General features: G+C 63.7%; 22 protein-coding genes. 18 read left to right on the top strand and 4 right to left on the bottom strand.

Annotated features, from left to right (window positions below; all coding sequences use genetic code 11):
- Positions 1-56 precede the first annotated feature (56 nt).
- A complete protein-coding gene (gene thpR / locus C0456_RS11425; RefSeq protein ID WP_291051966.1) occupies positions 57-617 on the bottom strand; it encodes an RNA 2',3'-cyclic phosphodiesterase in 561 nt (186 codons plus the stop codon).
- Between the two features lie 73 nt (positions 618-690).
- Positions 691-1,023, bottom strand: a complete 333-nt coding sequence (locus tag C0456_RS11420) for a DUF2853 family protein (RefSeq protein WP_291051963.1) — start codon at positions 1,021-1,023, stop codon at positions 691-693.
- A gap of 378 nt (positions 1,024-1,401) precedes the next feature.
- Here C0456_RS11420 and C0456_RS11415 point away from each other — a divergent pair, with 378 nt between their 5' ends.
- From C0456_RS11415 to C0456_RS11400, 4 genes are all read left to right on the top strand, one after another.
- Positions 1,402-2,175, top strand: a complete 774-nt coding sequence (locus tag C0456_RS11415; protein ID WP_291051960.1) for a Bax inhibitor-1/YccA family protein — start codon at positions 1,402-1,404, stop codon at positions 2,173-2,175.
- A 147-nt stretch (positions 2,176-2,322) separates the two neighbouring features.
- Positions 2,323-3,285, top strand: coding sequence for a malate dehydrogenase (gene mdh, locus C0456_RS11410; RefSeq protein WP_291051958.1), 963 nt, complete (start codon positions 2,323-2,325; stop codon positions 3,283-3,285).
- A gap of 8 nt (positions 3,286-3,293) precedes the next feature.
- Positions 3,294-3,596, top strand: coding sequence for a putative quinol monooxygenase (locus tag C0456_RS11405; protein WP_291051956.1), 303 nt, complete (start codon positions 3,294-3,296; stop codon positions 3,594-3,596).
- Positions 3,597-3,600: 4 nt separating this feature from the next.
- The gene (locus C0456_RS11400) at positions 3,601-4,143 is read left to right on the top strand and encodes a GNAT family N-acetyltransferase (protein ID WP_291051954.1); all 543 of its coding nucleotides are present in this window, start codon (positions 3,601-3,603) and stop codon (positions 4,141-4,143) included.
- A 68-nt stretch (positions 4,144-4,211) separates the two neighbouring features.
- On the opposite strand, the gene C0456_RS11395 is transcribed toward C0456_RS11400, so the two are convergent.
- Entirely contained in the window at positions 4,212-4,508 is a 297-nt protein-coding gene (locus C0456_RS11395; protein WP_291051951.1) for a PepSY domain-containing protein, read from the bottom strand.
- A 155-nt stretch (positions 4,509-4,663) separates the two neighbouring features.
- Here C0456_RS11395 and C0456_RS11390 point away from each other — a divergent pair, with 155 nt between their 5' ends.
- The 6 genes from C0456_RS11390 (at position 4,664) to C0456_RS11365 (ending at position 10,585) form a co-directional block, all read left to right on the top strand.
- The gene (locus C0456_RS11390) at positions 4,664-5,236 is read left to right on the top strand and encodes a hypothetical protein (RefSeq protein WP_291051949.1); all 573 of its coding nucleotides are present in this window, start codon (positions 4,664-4,666) and stop codon (positions 5,234-5,236) included.
- A gap of 36 nt (positions 5,237-5,272) precedes the next feature.
- Positions 5,273-6,493 (top strand): peptidoglycan DD-metalloendopeptidase family protein, encoded by a 1,221-nt coding sequence (locus C0456_RS11385; RefSeq protein WP_291051946.1) that lies wholly within the window; start codon positions 5,273-5,275, stop codon positions 6,491-6,493.
- A 32-nt stretch (positions 6,494-6,525) separates the two neighbouring features.
- Positions 6,526-7,872: a S41 family peptidase gene (locus tag C0456_RS11380; RefSeq protein ID WP_291051943.1), complete on the top strand. Its 1,347-nt coding sequence runs from the start codon at positions 6,526-6,528 to the stop codon at positions 7,870-7,872.
- Between the two features lie 184 nt (positions 7,873-8,056).
- Positions 8,057-9,301: a divergent polysaccharide deacetylase family protein gene (locus C0456_RS11375; RefSeq protein ID WP_291051940.1), complete on the top strand. Its 1,245-nt coding sequence runs from the start codon at positions 8,057-8,059 to the stop codon at positions 9,299-9,301.
- Positions 9,298-9,813, top strand: a complete 516-nt coding sequence (locus C0456_RS11370) for an RNA pyrophosphohydrolase (RefSeq protein ID WP_291051937.1) — start codon at positions 9,298-9,300, stop codon at positions 9,811-9,813. The genes C0456_RS11375 and C0456_RS11370 overlap by 4 nt, the downstream gene beginning before the upstream one ends.
- Positions 9,814-9,832: 19 nt before the next feature.
- Positions 9,833-10,585, top strand: a complete 753-nt coding sequence (locus C0456_RS11365) for an alpha/beta fold hydrolase (RefSeq protein ID WP_291051934.1) — start codon at positions 9,833-9,835, stop codon at positions 10,583-10,585.
- 73 nt (positions 10,586-10,658) lie between these two features.
- On the opposite strand, the gene folE is transcribed toward C0456_RS11365, so the two are convergent.
- A complete protein-coding gene (gene folE, locus C0456_RS11360; protein WP_291051932.1) occupies positions 10,659-11,279 on the bottom strand; it encodes a GTP cyclohydrolase I FolE in 621 nt (206 codons plus the stop codon).
- A 363-nt stretch (positions 11,280-11,642) separates the two neighbouring features.
- Between folE and cysS the strand changes: the two genes are divergently transcribed.
- From cysS to C0456_RS11320, 8 genes are all read left to right on the top strand, one after another.
- The gene (gene cysS, locus C0456_RS11355; protein ID WP_291051930.1) at positions 11,643-13,028 is read left to right on the top strand and encodes a cysteine--tRNA ligase; all 1,386 of its coding nucleotides are present in this window, start codon (positions 11,643-11,645) and stop codon (positions 13,026-13,028) included.
- Positions 13,029-13,078: 50 nt separating this feature from the next.
- Positions 13,079-13,576 carry a histidine phosphatase family protein gene (locus C0456_RS11350; RefSeq protein WP_291051928.1) on the top strand — a complete coding sequence of 166 codons (498 nt, stop codon included), beginning with the start codon at positions 13,079-13,081 and terminating at the stop codon, positions 13,574-13,576.
- Positions 13,573-14,193: an exopolysaccharide biosynthesis protein gene (locus tag C0456_RS11345; protein WP_291051925.1), complete on the top strand. Its 621-nt coding sequence runs from the start codon at positions 13,573-13,575 to the stop codon at positions 14,191-14,193. Before C0456_RS11350 ends, C0456_RS11345 begins: the two co-directional genes overlap by 4 nt.
- 196 nt (positions 14,194-14,389) lie before the next feature.
- Entirely contained in the window at positions 14,390-14,833 is a 444-nt protein-coding gene (locus C0456_RS11340) for an iron-sulfur cluster assembly scaffold protein (protein ID WP_291051922.1), read from the top strand.
- Positions 14,833-15,165, top strand: coding sequence for a membrane protein insertion efficiency factor YidD (yidD, locus tag C0456_RS11335; RefSeq protein ID WP_291051919.1), 333 nt, complete (start codon positions 14,833-14,835; stop codon positions 15,163-15,165). The genes C0456_RS11340 and yidD overlap by 1 nt, the downstream gene beginning before the upstream one ends.
- Positions 15,166-15,428: 263 nt before the next feature.
- Positions 15,429-17,411 (top strand): threonine--tRNA ligase, encoded by a 1,983-nt coding sequence (gene thrS / locus C0456_RS11330; RefSeq protein ID WP_291051916.1) that lies wholly within the window; start codon positions 15,429-15,431, stop codon positions 17,409-17,411.
- A gap of 42 nt (positions 17,412-17,453) precedes the next feature.
- A complete protein-coding gene (locus tag C0456_RS11325; RefSeq protein ID WP_291051913.1) occupies positions 17,454-18,692 on the top strand; it encodes an O-antigen ligase family protein in 1,239 nt (412 codons plus the stop codon).
- On the top strand, positions 18,689-19,501 hold the full coding sequence (locus C0456_RS11320) for a glycosyltransferase family 2 protein (protein ID WP_291051911.1): 813 nt from the start codon (positions 18,689-18,691) through the stop codon (positions 19,499-19,501). The genes C0456_RS11325 and C0456_RS11320 overlap by 4 nt, the downstream gene beginning before the upstream one ends.
- Positions 19,502-19,531: the final 30 nt, after the last annotated feature.

Genomic DNA, 19,531 nt, shown 5'->3' with positions numbered 1-19,531 from the left:
CGCCTTTACAGCACAACCGGTTGCGAGGAGGTCGAGTCCGGCCAAGCGCCGTTTGTTCAGTCGAAGCCGGCGTGCAGGTCGCGCAGGGGGTAGTCGGCCATGGGGTCGTAGCGGGACGGGCCGCCGCTGCGGCGGGGCACGCTGGCATAGAGATGGAACAGGCGGGCGCGGAAGGGCGCGCTGCGATGGGCCTGGTGGGCCTCTGTCCAGTCCCTCACCGTGTCGAGCGGTGTGCCGTGCAGATAAGCCAGCGTGATATGCGGCGTGAAGGGATGCTTCTCGAGCGGGATGCCAAGCCGGCGCGCGGCGCGTTCGCACTGGCTGGCCAGCGCGCGCAGTTCGTCGCTCTCGCCGATCCGGGCCCAGACGGCGCTCGGTTCGCGCCGGCCAAACCAGCCCATGCCTTCTACGCGCAGGTCAAAGGCGTCCGCCTCGATCTCGGCCAGTAGCTCGTCCAGATCGCGGGCCTGATTCTCGGAAAGCTCACCATAGAAACACAGCGTCACATGGAAATTCTCTTCCGGCCGCCAGCTGGCGCCGGGCAGATCCTTCTGCAGCTTGCGCAGGGGTGCCGATATCTCCGGCGGAACGGGAAGGGCAGCGAACAAGCGGTACATTCCGCCTGTTCACCACACTGCTCCGGTCATGAAAAGCCGCGCCGGTGGCCGGGCGGGCTTTTCAGTCAGGATTTCAACCGGAAAGAGCCTCCAGGCGGCCGAAATGCTCCGCCAGGAGATAATAAAAGGTCACGCGCGATTTCTGGCCCCCTTCGGCCTTCATCGTTTCGCAGACGGACTGGATCGCGGCATCGAGCTCCTGCTGCTTGTGCGCCAGACCCAGCTTTCCGCGGCACCATTTCTCACGCACACGGTCAAGTTCGCCCGAGTCCGTGCAGGCGACGATCGAGCTGTCCTTGTTGCGCAGCGCGATCCCCAGATGGCCTACAATCTTCTCGGCAGCCGCCTGATTGTACCCTTTACTGTATTTCTTGATGTTCTCAGCATAAGCAGAAGCATCAGCCATGAGTTTCCCCTTCTCATTTGATGGAACGCCTCCTGATGGAGGTTCTCCACACGGAGAGGTTTAACCCTCGCCCGTGCCGAGTCAATGATACTTAAATGGCGGGCACGGCTACATTTGGACAAAATCGGGATGGATTGAGGCATTGAAATAAAAATCAAAATCTAGACATATTATATTTCAATACATCAAGCATCATTACAATAAATACTTTTGGTTTATTGCCGATAGAGCCCCGTCCGGAAGAGTTGGTGTGCCTGCGCAATTGCTAAACTGAACGCTTCATCCCGGTTTTTGTTGCGGAGCGAAGGCGAAATGCCCATATTCAGCAGTGAACGGCACCCTCGGGTTGCCGGGTTCACAAGAAAGGACTTGAAAATCATGAACGAATTCAACCGGGGCTTCGGCGCGGTCGATGTTCGCTCGATGGACACCTCAGTCAATGTTGGTCTGCGGACCTTCATGCTGGGTGTATATCAGAAGCTTGCGCTCGGCATCGCTCTGTCTGGCGGCGTTGCCTTCCTCGTCGGTTCGGGCCTCGTGCCTGGCCTGACGCAGTTGCTTCTCGGCACGCCACTCTTCTACCTGTTCCAGTTCGGCCCGCTGGCGCTGATCCTGGGCTCAGCCTTCCTGATGCGGAACCCGTCCCCGCTGGCAACCGGTATTCTTTACTGGACCATCGTGGTCATGCTCGGCGTCTGTCTGTCCATCTGGGTGGCCATGGCGGCCGCGCAGACCGGCGTGACCACACGGGGCGGCGCGGCGCTCAACGTCACCTTCACGACGATGACGAAAGCCTTCCTGCTGACGGCCTCTGCCTTCGGCGCGCTCAGCCTGTTCGGCTACACCACCAAGACAAACCTCCGCCCGATCGGCATCATCGCCGTCTTCGCGCTGTGGGGCGTGGTGGGTATCTCGCTGCTGAGCTTCCTGTTCCCGCCTTCGGGCATGTTCGAAGTCATCGTCCAGGTCGCCGTGCTCGGCATCTCTGGCGTGCTCGTTGCCTTCCAGACGCAGGAACTGAAAGAGGGCTACTTCGCCAATGAGGGAAACACCCGCTCCCTCGCCGTGATGACGAACTGGGGCGCTCTCAACTTCTTCATCATGTTCTACAACATGTTCACGATCCTGATGTCGCTGCTCTCGCGCGACTGACGGGCAGGGAACACCCCCTTAAAAAAAAACGCCCCGCGAGCTGTGCCTCGCGGGGCGTTTCACATTTTGGCCGCATTGCAACGCGCGCCCAGCTCGGCTAGGGGTCCGCCAGCTTGTTTCCACGACCATTTTTCCGAGGAGAAACACATGGCCCGCAATAAGATTGCGCTGATCGGCTCCGGCATGATTGGCGGTACACTGGCCCACATCGCAGCCCGCGAAGAGTTGGGTGACGTGATCCTGTTCGACATCGCCGACGGCCTGCCCCAGGGCAAGGGTCTCGACATTGCCGAATCTACCCCCGTCTATGGCGCCTCGGTCAACCTCAAGGGCGTCAATGACTATGCCGGCATCGCCGGCGCCGATGTCTGCATCGTCACCGCCGGCGTGCCGCGCAAGCCTGGCATGAGCCGCGATGATCTCCTCGGCATCAACCTGAAAGTCATGAAAGCCGTCGGCGAAGGCATCAAGGCCCACGCCCCGAACGCCTTCGTCATCTGCATCACCAACCCGCTCGACGCGATGGTCTGGGCGCTGCAGAAATTCTCCGGCCTGCCCACGGCCAAGGTCGTCGGCATGGCCGGCGTGCTGGACTCTTCGCGCTTTGCCTATTTCCTCTCCGAGAAGACCGGCGTGTCGGTTGCCGACATCCACGCCTGGACCCTCGGCGGCCATGGCGACGACATGGTGCCGATGGTGCGCCACTCCACTGTTGGCGGCCTGCCGCTGACGCAGCTCGTCGCGCAGGGCTGGATGAGCCAGGGCGACCTCGATGCGATTGTTGAGCGCACCCGCAAGGGCGGCGGCGAAATCGTCAACCTGCTGAAAACCGGCTCGGCCTATTACGCCCCGGCTGAATCGGCCATCGCCATGGCGAAATCCTACCTTTCCGACCAGAAGCGCGTCCTCCCGGTTGCCGCTTACCTCTCCGGCGAATACGGCCTGAAGGACATGTATGTCGGCGTCCCGACGCTGATCGGCGCAAACGGCGCTGAAAAGATTGTCGAGTTCGACTTCAATGCCGACGAAAAAGCCATGTTCGAAAAGTCCGTCGCTTCGGTGAACGGCCTGATCGAGGCTTGCAAAGGCATTGATCCGTCGCTGGCCTAGGCCCCGCGATGATCATAGTCGAAGGCTATGTGCGGTTTGCGGATGCGGGAGATTTCCCTTGCATCCGCGACGCGGCCTTCGCCCAGATGAGTGCCAGCCGGGCCGAGCCTGGCTGCCTTGCCTACACTTACGCGCTCGATGTGGCTGATCCCTGCCTGATGCGCGTTCTCGAGCGCTGGGAAAGCTGGCAGGCGCTGGAAGACCATTTCGCCCGGCCGCACATGATCCCCTGGCGCGCGGCGCTGGCCGCCGTCTCTGTGGTTGAGCGCAACCTGCAGGCCCACGAAGTAATGCAGTCCCGGAAAGTCTGACGCGATGCCGATAGGGCCCGTCCTCGAAACCCCGCGCCTGATCCTGCGCCCTCCGCAGGCGGAAGACTTTGACGGCTTCTGCGCGCTGGCGGCAGACCCGGAAGCGGCGCGCTTCATCGGCGGGGTGCAGCCGCGCGAAAGCGTCTGGCGTGCCCTCTGCACCATCACCGGCGCGTGGACCATCCGGGGCTTTTCCATGTTCTCGGTGATCGAGAAGGAAACCGGCCAGTGGATCGGCCGGCTCGGGCCGTGGCAGCCTGAAGGCTGGCCGGGCACAGAGGTCGGCTGGGGCCTGGTGAAATCGGCCTGGGGCAGGGGATATGCCGTGGAAGGCGCCTCGGCCGCGATGGACTATGCGGTGGACGTCCTCGGTTGGCAGGACATCATCCACTGTATTGAAGCGGAAAACGCGCCCTCGATCCGCGTCGCGGAGCGTCTGGGCTCCCGCAAGCTGCGCACGGTGCCCGCGCCGCCGCCCTTCAAGGATGTGGTCTGGGACATCTACGGCCAATCGGCAGAGGATTGGCGCGCCCGCCGCGGCGGCTGAGCCGGCAACGCAAAAGGCGCAGAGGGGTTCCCCTGCGCCTTGCTCTGTTTGAATAGCGCGGCCCGCGTCTAGCGCATCACGCGCAGGCAATCATCATCCGTGTCACGATCAAGATCGTATTTGAGTATCTCTCCGGTGCGGCTGTGAACGTCGATTTCCACTTCGCGCCCGTCGGCCGTGCAGCCTTCGATTTCCCATTCGCCATCATCCAGCTCGATCTCGAGCACATGCACCATGCCCTTCTGGCTGGCGATGTCGATCGCCTGCTCGCGGCTGATCGTCTCTGCGCCGCCAGACTGGGCCAGGGCAAACGGAACCGGGGCGGCGAGGGCGGCGGCAATCAGGGCGGCGGAAATGTGCTTCATCGGGAACTCCTTGTTTTCTCTTGCCGTTCCAACGTCTGAAGTCCTTCAGGGTTCCGGCTGGATGTGCGCAGGGCAGGGAAACGATCGGCCTCGTCTCAGCCAGTTTCGCAGGAGGGCTTGCGAGGCGGGCGTGAGCCTGCAACTCAGGGGGCCTGATGGATACAGATCGCCAGTTCAGCCCCGATCCGGAAACCAGGATCGCCGACGCGCTTGAGGCAGCCCTCGAGGCGTTGCGCCTGGCCGGCCGGGAGCTTGCCGGAACAGACACCCAGCCAGAGCGCTGGCGCTGGGTGGCGCTGGGCCTCGTCAGCGCGCTGCAGGCCGCGCTCGTCGCCGCGCTTTCGGGCTATGCTTCGGCCCGGCCGGAGGATGTCGGCAACCCCTCCCAGTCAGACCGGGTGGCGCCCATTGCCCTGCTGCTGCGCCGGGCAAGATCCTCGGAACATCTCAACACACCTGAACGGCTGGACCTTACCGGCGCGCAGGTGCGCGGGCTTGAGGAGCTTGTGGCCATGCGCAATGCCGCCGTTCATGGGCTCGGCTTTGCGGTGCCGGAAAACCCCGCCGCATTCGCCCGGGTGGCGGTGGATGTCATTCGCCATCTGCTTTTGACCCATCCGGCGTTCGATGTGTCCGGATTTGTCCTCTTTTTGTCCCTGATTGATCGGGAGTTGACCGCGCTTGGCGCGGCTCTGGCGGCGAAACTCCCCGGAAAGGCCCGCGATTAACGTCAAAGTGACGCCTCCTGGCGCATTTCTGGCGCCATGCGATTTTTCCGACCGCTTGTCCTTTCCTGCCTCGCGCTCGCGCTGACTGCTGCGGGGCCGGACACCTACACGCGGCAGGATCTGGAGGCGCTGGAAAAGGAAAAGCGCGCTGCCGAACAGAAACTCGAACAACTTCAGTCTACTGGCGAAACCACCGTCCGCGATCTCAAATCGCTGGACCAGGATCTTCTCGCCGCTGCCGCCGAAGCCCTCCGCCGGGAGGAGCAGGCCGTCTCGGCAGAAAAGGCGCTGATCGACCTGTCGGTCAAACGGGAGAAGGCTTCGGCTCAACTCCTTGAAAATGAAGGCGCTTATGAGGATCTGATCGCCGCGCTCGCCGCCGCCAACCGGCGCCGCCCGCCTGCGCTGGTGGTCTCGCCCGGCCAGTCCGGCACCGCCATCCGCCGCGCCGTGCTGATGCAGGCAACGCTGCCCGAACTCAATGCCCGCGCCCAGCGCATTTCCGGCGAGATCACCGCGCTCAACAGGCTGGAAGATCAGATCCGCACCGAGCAGGCCCGCCTGGACGCGGCCGAGGCCACCATCGCCTTGAAAAAAGAGGAAATCGAGCGTCTCGCCGCGGCCAAGCGCAGCCAGTATGAGGGCCTTGCCGGCGATGTCACAGCCCTCAAGGCCAGAGCCGAAAAGCTTGGCCGGGAAGCCGATACGCTGCGCGACCTGCTGGCCGCGCTGGAATCCAGCGCCCCGGCCGCGCCCGGCATCAAGCCCAAACAGCGCCCGCAACTGGCCGCGCTGAAGCCGGCTCCGAAGTCCGCCCCGCCCAGCACCAAGAGCGCGCCGATCAAATCTTCGTCAAAACCGCTTGGAAAAGCCGCCCTCGGCAGCCTGCTCCAGCCAGTCGCAGGCGATGTGCGCAACCGCTTCGGGGACAAGCTTTCTGGCGGAAGTACTGCAGAATGGGTGAGTTTTGAAACCCGCGCTGAAGCCCAGGTTGTCGCCCCGGTGGGTGGCACCGTCGAATATGCCCGGCCCTTCCGTAGCTATGGTTCGATGCTGATTCTCCGTACAAGCGACGGCTATCATGTTATTCTGACGGGGATGAGCCGGATTTATGTATCCGAAGGCCAGTCTGTTACTGCCGGTGAGCCGGTGGGGTTGATGCCTGATCGCACCGACCCGCCACCGGAACTCACTCTGGAATTAAGGCTTGGCGACAGGGTGCTTAATCCTGCAGAGTGGATGATGCGTGGCGGCTGATCCGCCGTGTGAGGATGATGATGGAGTGGAATATGCGTTCATTGCTGACCGGAACGGCCCTGGGTGGAGTTCTGGGAGCGCTGGCGGTGGGTTTTGCGGCGATGGCCTGGCCTCAGGGGCAGGACACCCGGCCGCCTGAAGACCCGCGCGTTGCCACCTATCAGCAGATCGAGCTGTTCGCAGAAATCTTCGCGCGCGCGCAGCGGGATTATGTCGTGCCGATCGACGAGCGCGAAGCGATGGAGTCGGCCATCAACGGCATGCTGACCTCGCTCGACCCGCACTCCAGCTATATGAACCCGGAAGATTTCCGGTCGCTTCAGGTCCAGACGTCCGGTGAGTATGGCGGCCTTGGCATTGAAGTGACGATGGAAGATGGCTTCGTGAAGGTCATCTCCCCGATCGACGACACCCCCGCCCAGCGCGCCGGCATCCAGCCGGGCGATTACATCACCGCCATCAATGGCAAGCCGATCATGGGCCAGACGCTGAACGACGCGGTCAAGGAAATGCGCGGCGAGAAGGGCACCGAGATCGAGATCACCATCCTGCGCGAAGGCGTGGACCCGTTCCCGGTGAAGCTGGTGCGCGATGTGGTGCAGCAGAAATCCGTCACCTGGAAGAAAGAGCCGGGCGACATCGCCTATATCCGTGTTTCCACCTTCAACGAGCGCACCGGCACCCTGCTTGAAGATGCCGTGCAGGCGATCAGCCGCGAGATCGGCCCCAAGCCTGCGGGGATCGTCCTGGATCTGCGCAATAATGGCGGCGGCCTGCTCGACGAAGCGGTGAAGGTGTCTGACTTCTTCCTCGCTGGCGGTGAGGTTGTCTCGACCCAGGGGCGCCGGCCGATTGACGTTGAACGCCGCAATGCCACCAAGGCGGAAGTGTTCAAGGGCGTTCCGCTGGTCGTGCTGATCAATGGCGGCTCGGCTTCGGCGTCCGAGATTGTCGCCGGCGCGCTGCAGGACCGGGGCAGGGCCCTGGTTGTGGGGACGACCAGCTTCGGCAAGGGATCGGTCCAGTCCGTGATCCCCCTGGGGGCTGAGCGCGGCGCCATCCGCCTGACCACCGCCCGGTATTACACGCCTGCGGGCCGCTCCATTCAGGCCCTCGGGATCGAGCCGGACATCATGATCACGCAGGTGCGCCTGACCGAGGAAGAACTCGCCCGTATCCAGCGCTTCTCCGAAGCAGATCTGCCCCATGCTCTGGCCAATGAGTCTGGTGCAGAGCGTTCCAAGCTGCGCATGCCGGATGAACAGCCGCCGGAAGGGTATGAGGGCGAAGACTTCCAACTCGAGCGGGCGATGCAGCTGGTGAAAGAGGGCAAGGCCGCCGTTTCTCGCCTTGCCATGCAGGCTGATAAGGCTGGTTAACGATTTCCACTGCTTAAAGTCCCGATTCATTCGGGCGCGGTAAGCATATGTTTGCCTCCTGTTAACCCTGCGCGGCGATTCTGAAATCTGCTTTTCCGCAGCCATCAGAATTCCGCGAGGTCGATACATGGGTTACCGGCAGTCAGAGCCGTCACCGCTGAAGACCGGCCTCATGCACGCTGGCATGAGCCTCAGCGTCTTTGGCGGTCTCGCCGTCGTGCTGGGCGCAGGCATCCACATAACGGCCGACCCGACCGCGGCTGGCCCTCGCCAGACGATTTCGCTGTTCGGAACCAGCTCCGGCGACGCCGATGAGAGAGGCGCTGCCTTTGCCGGCATCCGCGCCGCCGATTATGACGAAGACTATGTTCCGGCAGACTACCCGGTCGCCGGGGGCATGGACCTGGCCTATACCGAGCTTGATGGCGAAGGCATGCGCATCGACATCACCGGCGGGCAGGGCGGCCCGATCGTGGCGCCAGCGGCGGGTATCCGGATCAATGGCCGCCTCGTGCAGCCAGGCCAGTCCTTCGGCGAAGTGTCTTCCGGCGCGCCTGCAGAGGCTGCGGCTACCGGCACGCCCCTCAAACTCAACACTGCCGAGACCGCGCCCAAGCCCGCCAGCAAGGCGCCTGCCGATATCTATGCCCGGCCCTTCTCCAATCCGGAGGGGCGCCCTGTTGTCTCGCTCGTGATCGGCGGCCTTGGCATCAACTCCACCCAGACCAAGCTGGCGATTGACGCGCTGCCGGCCGATGTCACCCTGTCCTTTGCGCCCGATGCCAGCCGCCTTGATTACTGGATCAAGATGGCCCGGGCAGATGGCCATGAAGTGCTGATCGAAGTGCCGATGGAGGCCTATGAATATGGCCGGATGCGGATGCACCCGGACACGCTGATCGCCGGGGCCGACAAGAAGGCAAACCTTGCCAAGCTCAACCAGGTGCTGAGCCGTGCCAGCGGCTATTTCGGCGTCATCAATTATCAGGGCGCCAAGTTCAGCGCCGATACCGGCTCTATTGAGCCGATCTTCGATGTGCTGGCCGAGCGCGGCCTTGCCTTCATCGATGATGGCAGCGTTCACAAGGCCTTCTTCGGCCAGGTGGCTGATACCAAGGGCCTGCGCTTTGCGCGCGCGGCCGGCCCGGTCGATACCCGCCAGTCCCCGCAGGACATCGCCGCCGAGTTCATGGAGCTTGAAACCCTCGCCCGGACGCATGGCGGCGCCATCGGGGCAGGCTTTGCCTTCCCGGTGACCATCGAAGCGGCCTCGCTCTGGATCGACACGCTGGACGAAAAGGGCCTGGTGCTGGCGCCGGTATCTGCCCTCGTGCCCCGCTCGGCACAGCCTGCCGCCCCGCCTTTGGCCGAGCGCCGCGAGCTTCGCACTGGCAGCGCAGGCAAGGCTGGTCTAAAAACCGGCGGGTGACCCAGCCCAGACTCGATCCCCAGCTTTATCGCGCCAATGTCGGCCTCGCCATGTTCTCGAAGGCGGGGCATGTGTTCATCGGCCGCCGTATCAATGGCCGCGGCCCCTTCCAGTGGCAGATGCCGCAGGGCGGGGTGGACCCCGGCGAAGATCCCCTGACCGGCGCCCTGCGCGAGCTGGAAGAGGAAATCGGCGTGCCCGCCAAGCTCGTCGATGTGCTCGAAGAGACCAGCGACTGGCTCTATTATGATTTCCCGCCAGACCTGAAGAAGCGGATGCCCGGCCCTTATCTCGGCCAGCGGCAGAAATGGTTCGCCTTCCGCTTCAAGGGCTCTGACAGCGATGTGCGCCTGGACCGGCATACGCCCGAATTTGACGCCTGGCGCTGGGCAAGGCTGGAGGAAACGCCGGACCTGATTGTGCCCTTCAAGCGGCCTGTCTATCAGGAAGTGGTGACCCGCTTCCAGCCGTGGACAGAGCCGGTGTTGCCGGGCAGGGTACCGCAGGGCTGACAGGAGAGGGGTAGGGGACATGGGCGATCTTCTGATGATCCACGGAGTGGGCTGCGACGGCTCAGCCTGGGACCGGATGAAACCCCTGTTTGAGGCCAGCGGCTGGACCTGCCACACGCCAACCCTTTTCCCGGACCGGCGCGTGCGGGAAAATCCGCCTGCCACTCTGTCAGACCTCGGCCTGCAGGATTATATCGAGGCGATGCGGGCCGAGGCGGCGCGCATCACCGCTGCCACTGGCCAGAAACCTGCCGTGATCGGACATTCCATGGGCGGCCTCATCGCGCAGGCCCTGGCGGAAAGCGGCGATGTTTCAAAAGCCGTCTTCCTGACGCCCGCCCAGCCCAAAGGCTGCGCGGTCATCGGCCCGTCTGTTGCCTGGACCTTCTTCAACGTGATCCTGTCGCAGGACCGGAAAAAGGCCCACAAGGTCTGGAAAACCGGCTTCCGCTACGGCGTGCTCAACTGCGTGCCCAAGGCGCGCCATGACGAGATCTATGCCGGCGCGCTTTACGATTCCGGCCGGGTCTATGGCGATATCACCGATGGAATCGAGATAGACGAAAAGAAGATCACCCTCCCCACACTGACGATTGCTGCCGGGAAAGACCGCGCCACGCTTCCCAAGGCCGTGCGCAAGGTGGCCGCCAAATATGCTGCCAGCCCCGTGCCGGGAGACTTCATCGAATATCCGGGTCACGCCCACTGGATCGTGGATGAGCCGGGCACGGAAAAAGTCGTCGCGGATATCGCCGCCTGGCTGGCGCGTTGACCTGACCCCAAATGAAAACGCCCCGCCAGAAAGGCAGGGCGTATCCAGAAAATTCTTCAGCCGTCTGAAAAGATCAGCTGTTCTGGCCGCACATTGCCAGGAAGCGGTTGCGCAGGTCAGCGTCGGATTTGAACACGCCGGTAAACTGCGTGGTGATCGTGGTGACATGCTTGTGGTGAACGCCGCGGGTCGACATGCACTGATGCTCGGCTTCGATGAAGACGGCGGTGCCCATCGGGGCGAGGCTTTCGGTGATGGCGTCGCAGATCTGCGCCGTCATCGTTTCCTGCGTCTGTAGGCGCTTGGCGAAGATCTCGACAACACGCGCCAGCTTGGAAATGCCGACCACGGCATTCGACGGCTTGTAGGCTACGAAAGCCTTGCCGATGAAGGGCGCGATGTGGTGCTCGCAATGGCTCTCCACCTCGATGTTGCGCAGCATGACGATGTCGTCATAACCCTGCACATCCTCGAAGGTCCGGCTGAGATATTTCACCGGGTCTTCGCCATAGCCTTCAAACCACTCCTTGTAGGCATTCACCACACGCTTGGGCGTGTCGAGCAGGCCTTCGCGGGCCGGATCATCGCCAGCCCATGCAATGAGCGTGCGGACGGCTTCTTCGGCCTCTTCCTGGGTGGGGCGGCGAACGGAATCCGCGCGCGGAATATCTTTTTTGGGGGTCACGGCGTCCATAGCCAATTCAGTTGTCCTTCACTGAGGGACGGGGGTCGAGCCGGGGCATCCCTTGAAGGTCTTTGACGCCTTCTTGCCCGGACTTAACGCCCGCCCGGAGTTGATACCCTCAGGGCGATGTGAGGATACATAGGCCCGGCGGGTCTCTGTTTCCAGCGCTTTCTACGGGGAAACCTGGGCGTTGGATTACGGAATTCTTGGCTTTCCCAGCGGAAAGTGATACGCACCGGCCCATGTCGAGCGCCGCGTTTGCATATTCCTGCTGCCGTCCCTGTTGCTGCTGAGGCCGCAACGGGCCATAGGGCTGCCCGGAACATCCAGCCCGCGAGCTGCTCCCCCGACATTCCCGATCCAAGAGATACGATGACCCTCCGCATATATGACACTGCCGCGCGCAAGAAACGCGTCTTCGAGCCCCAGGACCCGAAGCGGATCACGATGTATGTCTGCGGCCCGACCGTTTATAACCATGCCCATATCGGCAATGCCCGCCCGCCGGTCGTGTTCGATGTGCTGCGGCGGGTGCTGATGGCGAAGTATGGCGAGCGCGCTGTCGTCTATGCGCGCAACATCACCGACATCGAAGACAAGATCATCGCCGCGAGCCTCGCCTCGGGCGAGCCGATTGCTGCGATCACGAAGAAGTATGCCGATATCTACAATTCGGACGTGCAGGCGCTGAACGTCATCCCGCCCAGCATTGAGCCCTGGGCGACCGGCCATGTGCCGGAGATGATCGAGATGATCGAAAAGCTGGTCCGCAAGAAATACGCCTATGTCGGCGAAACGGGCGTCTGGTTCTCCGTGCCGTCCATGCCTGACTATGGCCGCCTCTCTGGCCGCAAGCCGGAGGATAATGAAGCCGGCGCCCGTGTGGCGGTTGATGAGGACAAGAAGGACCCGGCAGACTTTGCCCTCTGGAAATTCGCCAAGCCGGGCGAGCCTGAAGACGCGATCTGGGAGAGCCCCTGGGGCCGGGGCCGCCCTGGCTGGCACATCGAATGCTCGGCCATGGCGGCGAAGCATCTCGGCCGCACGATCGACATTCATGGCGGCGGCGTGGACCTGACCTTCCCCCATCATGAAAACGAGATTGCCCAGTCCGAATGCGCTCACGGCGAAGAACTTGCCCGCTACTGGATGCATAATGGTTTCCTCGACATGGGCGGGGAGAAGATGTCGAAATCGCTCGGCAACATCGTGACCGTGCATGACCTGCTGAAGGCCTGGCCGGGCGAAGTGCTGCGCTTTGCGCTGCTGACGGCGCATTACCGCGCCCAGCTCGACTGGACCGAAGACCTGCTGAAACAGGCCAAGACCACGCTCGACCGGATTTACGGCGCCCTGCGCCGCGTCTGGGAGGCGGAAGGTGGCGAGGCACGGGACACCGGTGTGCTGCGAGCGCTGGAGGACGATCTCGGCACGCCCGACGCCCTGGCCGAGCTTTCCCGCCTGGCAACCGAAGCCAATACGGCCGCCGATGTGAAAGATGCTACCGGCATGGCAAACGCGCGGGCAAATCTGCTGGCCGCAGGCAAGCTGCTTGGCCTGCTCACCAAAACGCCCAAGGAATGGGAGCAGGGCGGCGATACGGACGAGAACGCCCGCATCGACGCGCTTGTGCAGGCCCGCATTGATGCGCGCGCTGCCAAGGATTGGGCCGAGGCAGACCGCATCCGCAAGGCGCTGGCAGAAGAGGGGATCGAGATCATGGACGGTCCGGCAGGCAGCACATGGCGGCGCATCTGATCCGCCGCCGGTTTCTGGCAATTGTCGCAGCAGGCCTCATATCGGCCTGCATGATCCCTATTGAGGCGTCTGCAGAGCCAGCCGCCGAGCCGGTGACCCGGCTTTTCCTGGTGCGCCATGGCGAGAAGGAGGCCGGCTCTGATCCGGCCCTGACGCCCGCTGGCACCCTGCGGGCCGCTGCGCTGGCGGAACGCCTGTCGGCTGAAGGCGTTACCGAGATATGGTCGACCGCAACCCGCCGCACGCAGGAAACCGCCGCGCCGCTCGCGGCGTCTCTCGGCTTGCCGGTGCAGACCTATGACGCGGCTGAACTGCCTGCCCTTGGCAGCCAGCTTGCCGCAACGCCGGGGGTAAAGCTGGTGGTGGGGCATTCCAACACGACTGACGCTCTGGCCGCCCTGATCGGCGCCGATCCCGGCCCGCCGATCAATGACGCAGCCGAGTTCGACCGGCTCTATGTCATCACGCTTACCGGTGGCGGTCAGGTCAGCTCGCAGATCGAACGGTATGGCGCGCCTTCACCGGGCGCAGAAACGCCTCTGCCATGAACCGCAACGGCACGGATATTCCTGTCACCAATCTGCGCACCATGATGCGGTCGCTCGTCCTCAATACGGAAGGGGATGAGGTGACCGTTCATGAGCTGCTGGTGGCGATCGGCCGGCGGGCCCATGGCCCGGTTTTCCTGCTGCTGGGCTTCATCGCCGTCAGCCCGCTGACCATCATTCCGGGCGCCAACTGGTTCATCGCAACCGTCATCCTGGCCTTCGCCCTGCAGATCGTGTTCGGCCTGAACCATCCCTGGCTGCCCAAGGGGGTTACCGAGATCAAGTTCAAGCGGGACCATCTCGTGCAGGGCGTCGCGGCCGGGGAACGCTATGCCCATATGGTCGACGCGCTGGTGAAGCCGCGCCTCACCTTCCTGACAGAGCCGCCCTTCCTCCAGATCGTTGCGGTGATCTGCGTGCTGGCCGCCCTGCTTACCTATCCGCTGGGTCTCGTGCCCCTCGGGCCGCTTCTGCCCAGCCTGACCGTGTTGCTGTTCGGCCTGGCGCTGACGGCGCGCGACGGGTTTGTGCTGCTGCTGGCCGGGGCCGCCTTTGCCGGGGCCATCCTGCTGGTGGTGAACCTTACGCCCAGATTGCTGGCACTGTGGCCGTTCTGAAATACGGGCTGCCAAGCCTCTCCAATCGTTAAGTTGACCCTAGGGCATGGGGCGGGCATCGACCCCTCATGGCCTTCGGCCTCATTTCTCCACCTCTCGCCTTTGGGCCTGCCGGCCTGTGTCTCCAGAGACCGGCCCGGCAGGCCTTTTTTCTCGCCTCTTGCCGGTGAAGTCCGGCCGGGCCATCTAGGCAGCCATGAGCGAGCTTTATCACAACCGCATCCTCGAACTCGCTGCCGACATCCCGAATGTCGGCCAGCTTGCGGGCGCGGAGGGGCAGGCGCTGAAAGTCTCGCGCGTCTGCGGCTCGACCGTGCATGTGGCCCTGACGCTGGATGCGGCCGGCGAGACAGTTACCGCCATCGCCGTTGATCCCAAGGCCTGCGCGCTGGGGCAGGCGGCTACCTCCATCCTCTCGGCCAATGCGGTTGGCGCAACGGTCAGCGAAATCCGCGCCGCCCTTGAGGCGCTGCGCGCCATGCTGAAGGAAGGCGGCCCGCCGCCCGAAGGCCGCTTCTGGGAACTGCGCCATCTGGAACCCGTGGCCGATTATCCGCCCCGCCACGCCTCCACGCTGCTCGCCTTCGAAGCGGCCGTGGCCGCCATAGACCACGCCCTCGCCGCGCGGGCGGATGTCTGATGTCCCTGCGCCGGCGCACGGCCTATGTGCTCCTTGCCATCTACAAGCATGGCCCGAGCCAGGCGCTGCAGCTTTTCGGCGCCCGCTGCCAGCACCACCCCACCTGCAGTGAATATGGCGCCGAATGCGTCGCCCGGCATGGCTGGTGGGCAGGGGGGTGGATGGCGCTTGCCCGCTTCATCCGCTGCCGGCCCGGCGGCAGCCATGGCATCGACCCGCCCCCGGAAACGAAACCCGCCGTACCGTTCTGGCAGCCCTGGCGCTATGGCGACTGGAAATCGGGCCCCAGAGACGGTTCCGGCGGCCTGGTTGAAACCCCGCCCGAGGCGTGACATATGAGCCCCATGAACGCAGGTTTCTTTCTCACCGGGCTGACCCCGCGAACTCGTCAGGGTGCATGACGCACTCCTGAAAGCGCGCCAGCGCGCCCCGTTCATGCACCCGCACAAGATGAGCCGTCCCGGCTGCCCTGAAAACGGGGTAGGATTTCCGGTAAAGCCGCGTTAATCACGGCCCGCCAGAAACCTTAGCCGGATTCCCAGATTTTCCTGCAGGAACATGCCGTTCCGCAGCCCGCCAAAGAAACCAAAGACCCATGATCCAAGTCACGCTGCCCGATGGCTCGAAACGCGAATACCAGGACGGCGCTTCGCCGCTGGACGTTGCCGAGTCGATCTCCAAATCCCTCGCCAAGAAAGCCCTTGCCGCCAAGGTTGACGGCCAGATGTGGGACCTTGTCCGCCCGCTGGAAGGTGACGCCAATGTCGCCATCATCACGGACCGAGACCCTGAAGGTCTCGAGCTCATCCGTCATGACGCCGCCCACGTCCTCGCTCAAGCTGTGCAGGAGCTTTATCCCGATGCCCAGGTGACGATCGGCCCGGTCATCGATGACGGCTTCTATTACGACTTTGCGCGGAAGGAGCCTTTCTCCACGGACGAGTTCGAAAAGATCGAAGCCAAGATGCGCGAGATCGTCGACGCCGATTATCCGATCATCCGAGAAGTCTGGGACAAGGACGCCGCCATCGCGGAGTTCAAGCGTATCGGCGAAGACTACAAGGCCCAGATCATCGACGACATCATCCCGCCGGGCGAAGCCATCACAGTTTACAAACAAGGCAACTGGTTCGATCTTTGCCGCGGCCCGCATCTTCCGTCCACGGGCAAACTGCCCAAGGCGTTCAAGCTGATGAAGCTTGCCGGTGCCTATTGGCGCGGGGACCATCGCAACGAGATGCTCCAGCGCATGTACGGCACGGCCTGGGCGAATGAGAAAGACCTCAAGGAACATCTCCACCGCCTGGAAGAGGCCGAAAAGCGCGATCACCGGAAACTCGGCGCGCAACTTGATCTCTTCCACCTCGACGGCATGGCGGCGGCTGGCTCTGTCTTCTGGCATCCCAACGGCTTCCAGGTCTGGCGCCAGATCGAGGCCTATATGCGCCGGCGCCTCGACGCGTCGGGTTATGAGGAAATCAAGACGCCGCAGCTGATGGACTCCGTCCAGTGGGAAAAGTCCGGCCACTGGGGAAAGTATCGCGAGAACATGTTCATCGTTCCGGATTTCATTCCGGCGGGCGATGAGGGCGTGGAAATCTCCGTGCCGGAGGACGCCAAGCTGATGGCGCTGAAGCCGATGAACTGCCCGGCGCATGTCGAGGTGTTCAAGTCGGGCCAGAAATCCTACCGCGACCTGCCGCTGCGCCTCGCCGAGTTCGGGTGCTGCCACCGGAACGAGCCGCACGGGGCCATTCACGGCATCATGCGCGTGCGCCAGTTCACGCAGGACGACGCGCACATCTTCTGCCGCGAAGACCAGATTGTGGAAGAGTCGATCCAGTTCTGCCGCCTGCTCGAAAGCGTCTACCGCGACTTCGGCTTCGAGAAGATCGCGGTAAAACTTTCCACGCGCCCGGACGTGCGCGCGGGTGATGACGCGACATGGGACCGGGCCGAGGCCGGCCTCAAGGCGGCGGTCGATGCCGCGGGCCTGCCCTGCGAGCTGCTGCCGGGGGAGGGCGCCTTCTACGGGCCCAAGCTCGAATTCCAGCTGACGGACGCCATCGGCCGGGTCTGGCAATGCGGCACGCTCCAGCTCGATTATGTTCTGCCCGAACGTCTGGGGGCTGAGTATATAGCTTCTGACGGCTCCAAGCAGCGCCCCGTGATGCTGCACCGGGCGATCCTCGGCTCCATGGAGCGCTTCATCGGTATCCTGATCGAAGAGTTCGCCGGGGCTTTCCCGATCTGGCTGGCGCCGGTTCAGGTCGTCGTCGCGGCGATCTCCGATGATGCTGCCGGCAGCTATGCCGAAGAAGTCGCCGCCGAGCTGCGCAAGGCAGGGCTGCGGGCGGAAGTCGACCGGCGCAATGAGACGATCAACTACAAGGTCCGGGAACATTCCATGCAGAAGGTTCCGGTCATTGCGGTGGTCGGCGCGCGGGAGGCTGATGAGCGCAAGGTGGCACTGCGCCGGCTTGGCTCGAACGGCCAGCAGATCCTCTCGCTGGAAGAAGCGCTCATTTCGCTGGCAGAGGAAGCCCTTCCGCCTGATCTGAAGCGCGCGCGCAGCTAAGGGGCGGTGACAACCCCGTCCTCAACGGCCAGAGTGAGCAGAATGGCTTACGGACCTGTCTTTGCCGGACTGCTTCTGCTCTGGCCGCTTCTGGCCGTGCTGGGAACGCTTGGCTTTGCGCCGCTTCTCGGGGTGACGGGGATTACCGCGCTGATCCTGGCGCGCCCCCGCATTCCGCCCACCCTCTATGCCATCTTTGCCATTGCCTTCATCGGCTGGGCGGCCATCAGCGAGGTCTGGTCGCCCGCCACAAGCCGGCTGGTCAGCGGCAATCTGCTTGAAGGCAACTTCGCCATCGGCGCGCGCAGCCTGATTGTGGTGCTCACAGCCGTATTCGCCATGCTGACGATTGCCGGGGCGATGCGCTCCGAGCTGGGGCCGCGCACACGCAAATGGATCTATGGCGTTCTGGCCCTGCAGGGCGCGCTGGTTTTCATCTCGGCGCTGGCCTCTGGCCCGGTGCTGAGACTCCTTTACGGCGATGACCCCAGCGATGTTGTCAACGGCGTCCAGAATATCGGCCGCAACACCAACCTCTTCGCGGTGGTTCTGCCGATCCTCGCCGCAGCGCTCGGCGCGCGGGGCGACCGGGCCGGTCTTCTGGGGGCTTCGGGCCTGGTGCTGCTGACGGTTTTTGCCGCCCTGATGACGGACAATCATGCCGCCGTCTTTGCCGTCTGCGGCATGCTCGGCGCTTTCCTGCTGATCCGCCTGCTGCCCGAGACCGGCTATCGCTGGCTGTTTGGCGCCATTGCGGGACATCTCGCGGCTGCGCCGTTGCTGGTCAGCCTGTTCATCCGCCTGATGACTGGTCTGGACAGTATCCTGCCGCCGTCTTTCCGGTCCCGTTTCTGGTCCTGGGAGGTGGTGATGAACCGTATCGGGGAGGCGCCCTATACGGGCCACGGCCTGATGGCCACCCGGACATGGCGCGAGACCTATGCTGACTATCCGGCCTGGGCAGCGCAGCTCCCCGAATTCTGGAAAAAATTCCCCGTCGTGCCGGGGCATCCCCACAATATGCCGCTGCAGATCTGGGCCGAGACCGGCTTTGTCGGGGCGATGCTGGCCGCCTTTGCCATCACGGTGATCGGGTTCCGCCTGCCGCGCCCCTCGCAGCTGCGTCCGGAAATCCGCTTCGCCATTGCCGGCATGGCGGGCGCCACCTTCAGTATCTTCAACTTCTCCTACAGCGTATGGAACGAAGCGTTCTGGTCTGGGCTTGCCCTTGCCGTTGCCATGCTCATCCTGCTCCATCGCAGCGGCAAGGCGGCTGAATGAGCGCCCCCGCGCAGACCGCTGCCCTGGTCGTGACCTATCATACCGGTCCGCGGCTCACCGAATGCCTCTATGCGCTGAAAGCCGACCCGGCAGTTTCCGAGATCGTGATCGCGGACAACGGAAACCCGCCCGAAGTTCAGGCCTGGCTCGATGGCTTTGTGACCGCCTGTGGCGGGCGGGCGAAGCTGCTGAGGCTGGACAATCCGGGCTTTGGCGCGGCGGTCAACCGGTTGGCCCGCGAAACGGCCGCTGAGCAGCTGCTGGTGATCAATCCCGACTGTGTGATCCGGCGTGGCTCGGTGGGCCAGCTTGCGGCCGCGCTGGAGGGCGCGCCGGCGCCGGCAATAGCGGGCGGGCGCATCTTCGGCGTCGACGGGCGCGAACAGCGCGGCGCCCGGCGCACCACGCTGACGCTGAGCGCCGCGCTCGGCCTTTCCCGCTGGACGCTGGAGAATGAGCCCCCACCGCCCGGGCCGGTGCCTATTGGGGCGATATCCGGCGCCTTCTTCCTCATGCGCCGGGCCGATTTCGAGCAGCTCGGCGGTTTCGATGAAGCCTATTTCCTGCATGTGGAGGACGTTGATCTCTGCCGCCGCGCCATCGAGGCCGGAGGCAGCGTAATCTACCAGCCGCTCGCCGGCGCGCTGCATTACACCTCCACATCCGATGTGCCCTCGGCCTTCGTGCAGCAGCAGAAGGCCCGCAGCCTGGGGCGTTACTTCCGGAAGTTTGCCAAAAGCCCGCTTGAGCGGGCGATGGTGGAAGTGGCCGTTCCCTTCATCGGGCTGGTTCTAGCCCTGCGACGGTGAGCCGGGTGGGGAAACCCTGGCAGGCGTACC

It is taken from the genome of Hyphomonas sp., assembly GCF_013823385.1.
Lineage (GTDB): Bacteria > Pseudomonadota > Alphaproteobacteria > Caulobacterales > Hyphomonadaceae > Hyphomonas.
The sequence above is the reverse complement of the archived record's forward strand: the minus strand, read 5'-3'. Positions and strand labels throughout refer to the sequence as shown.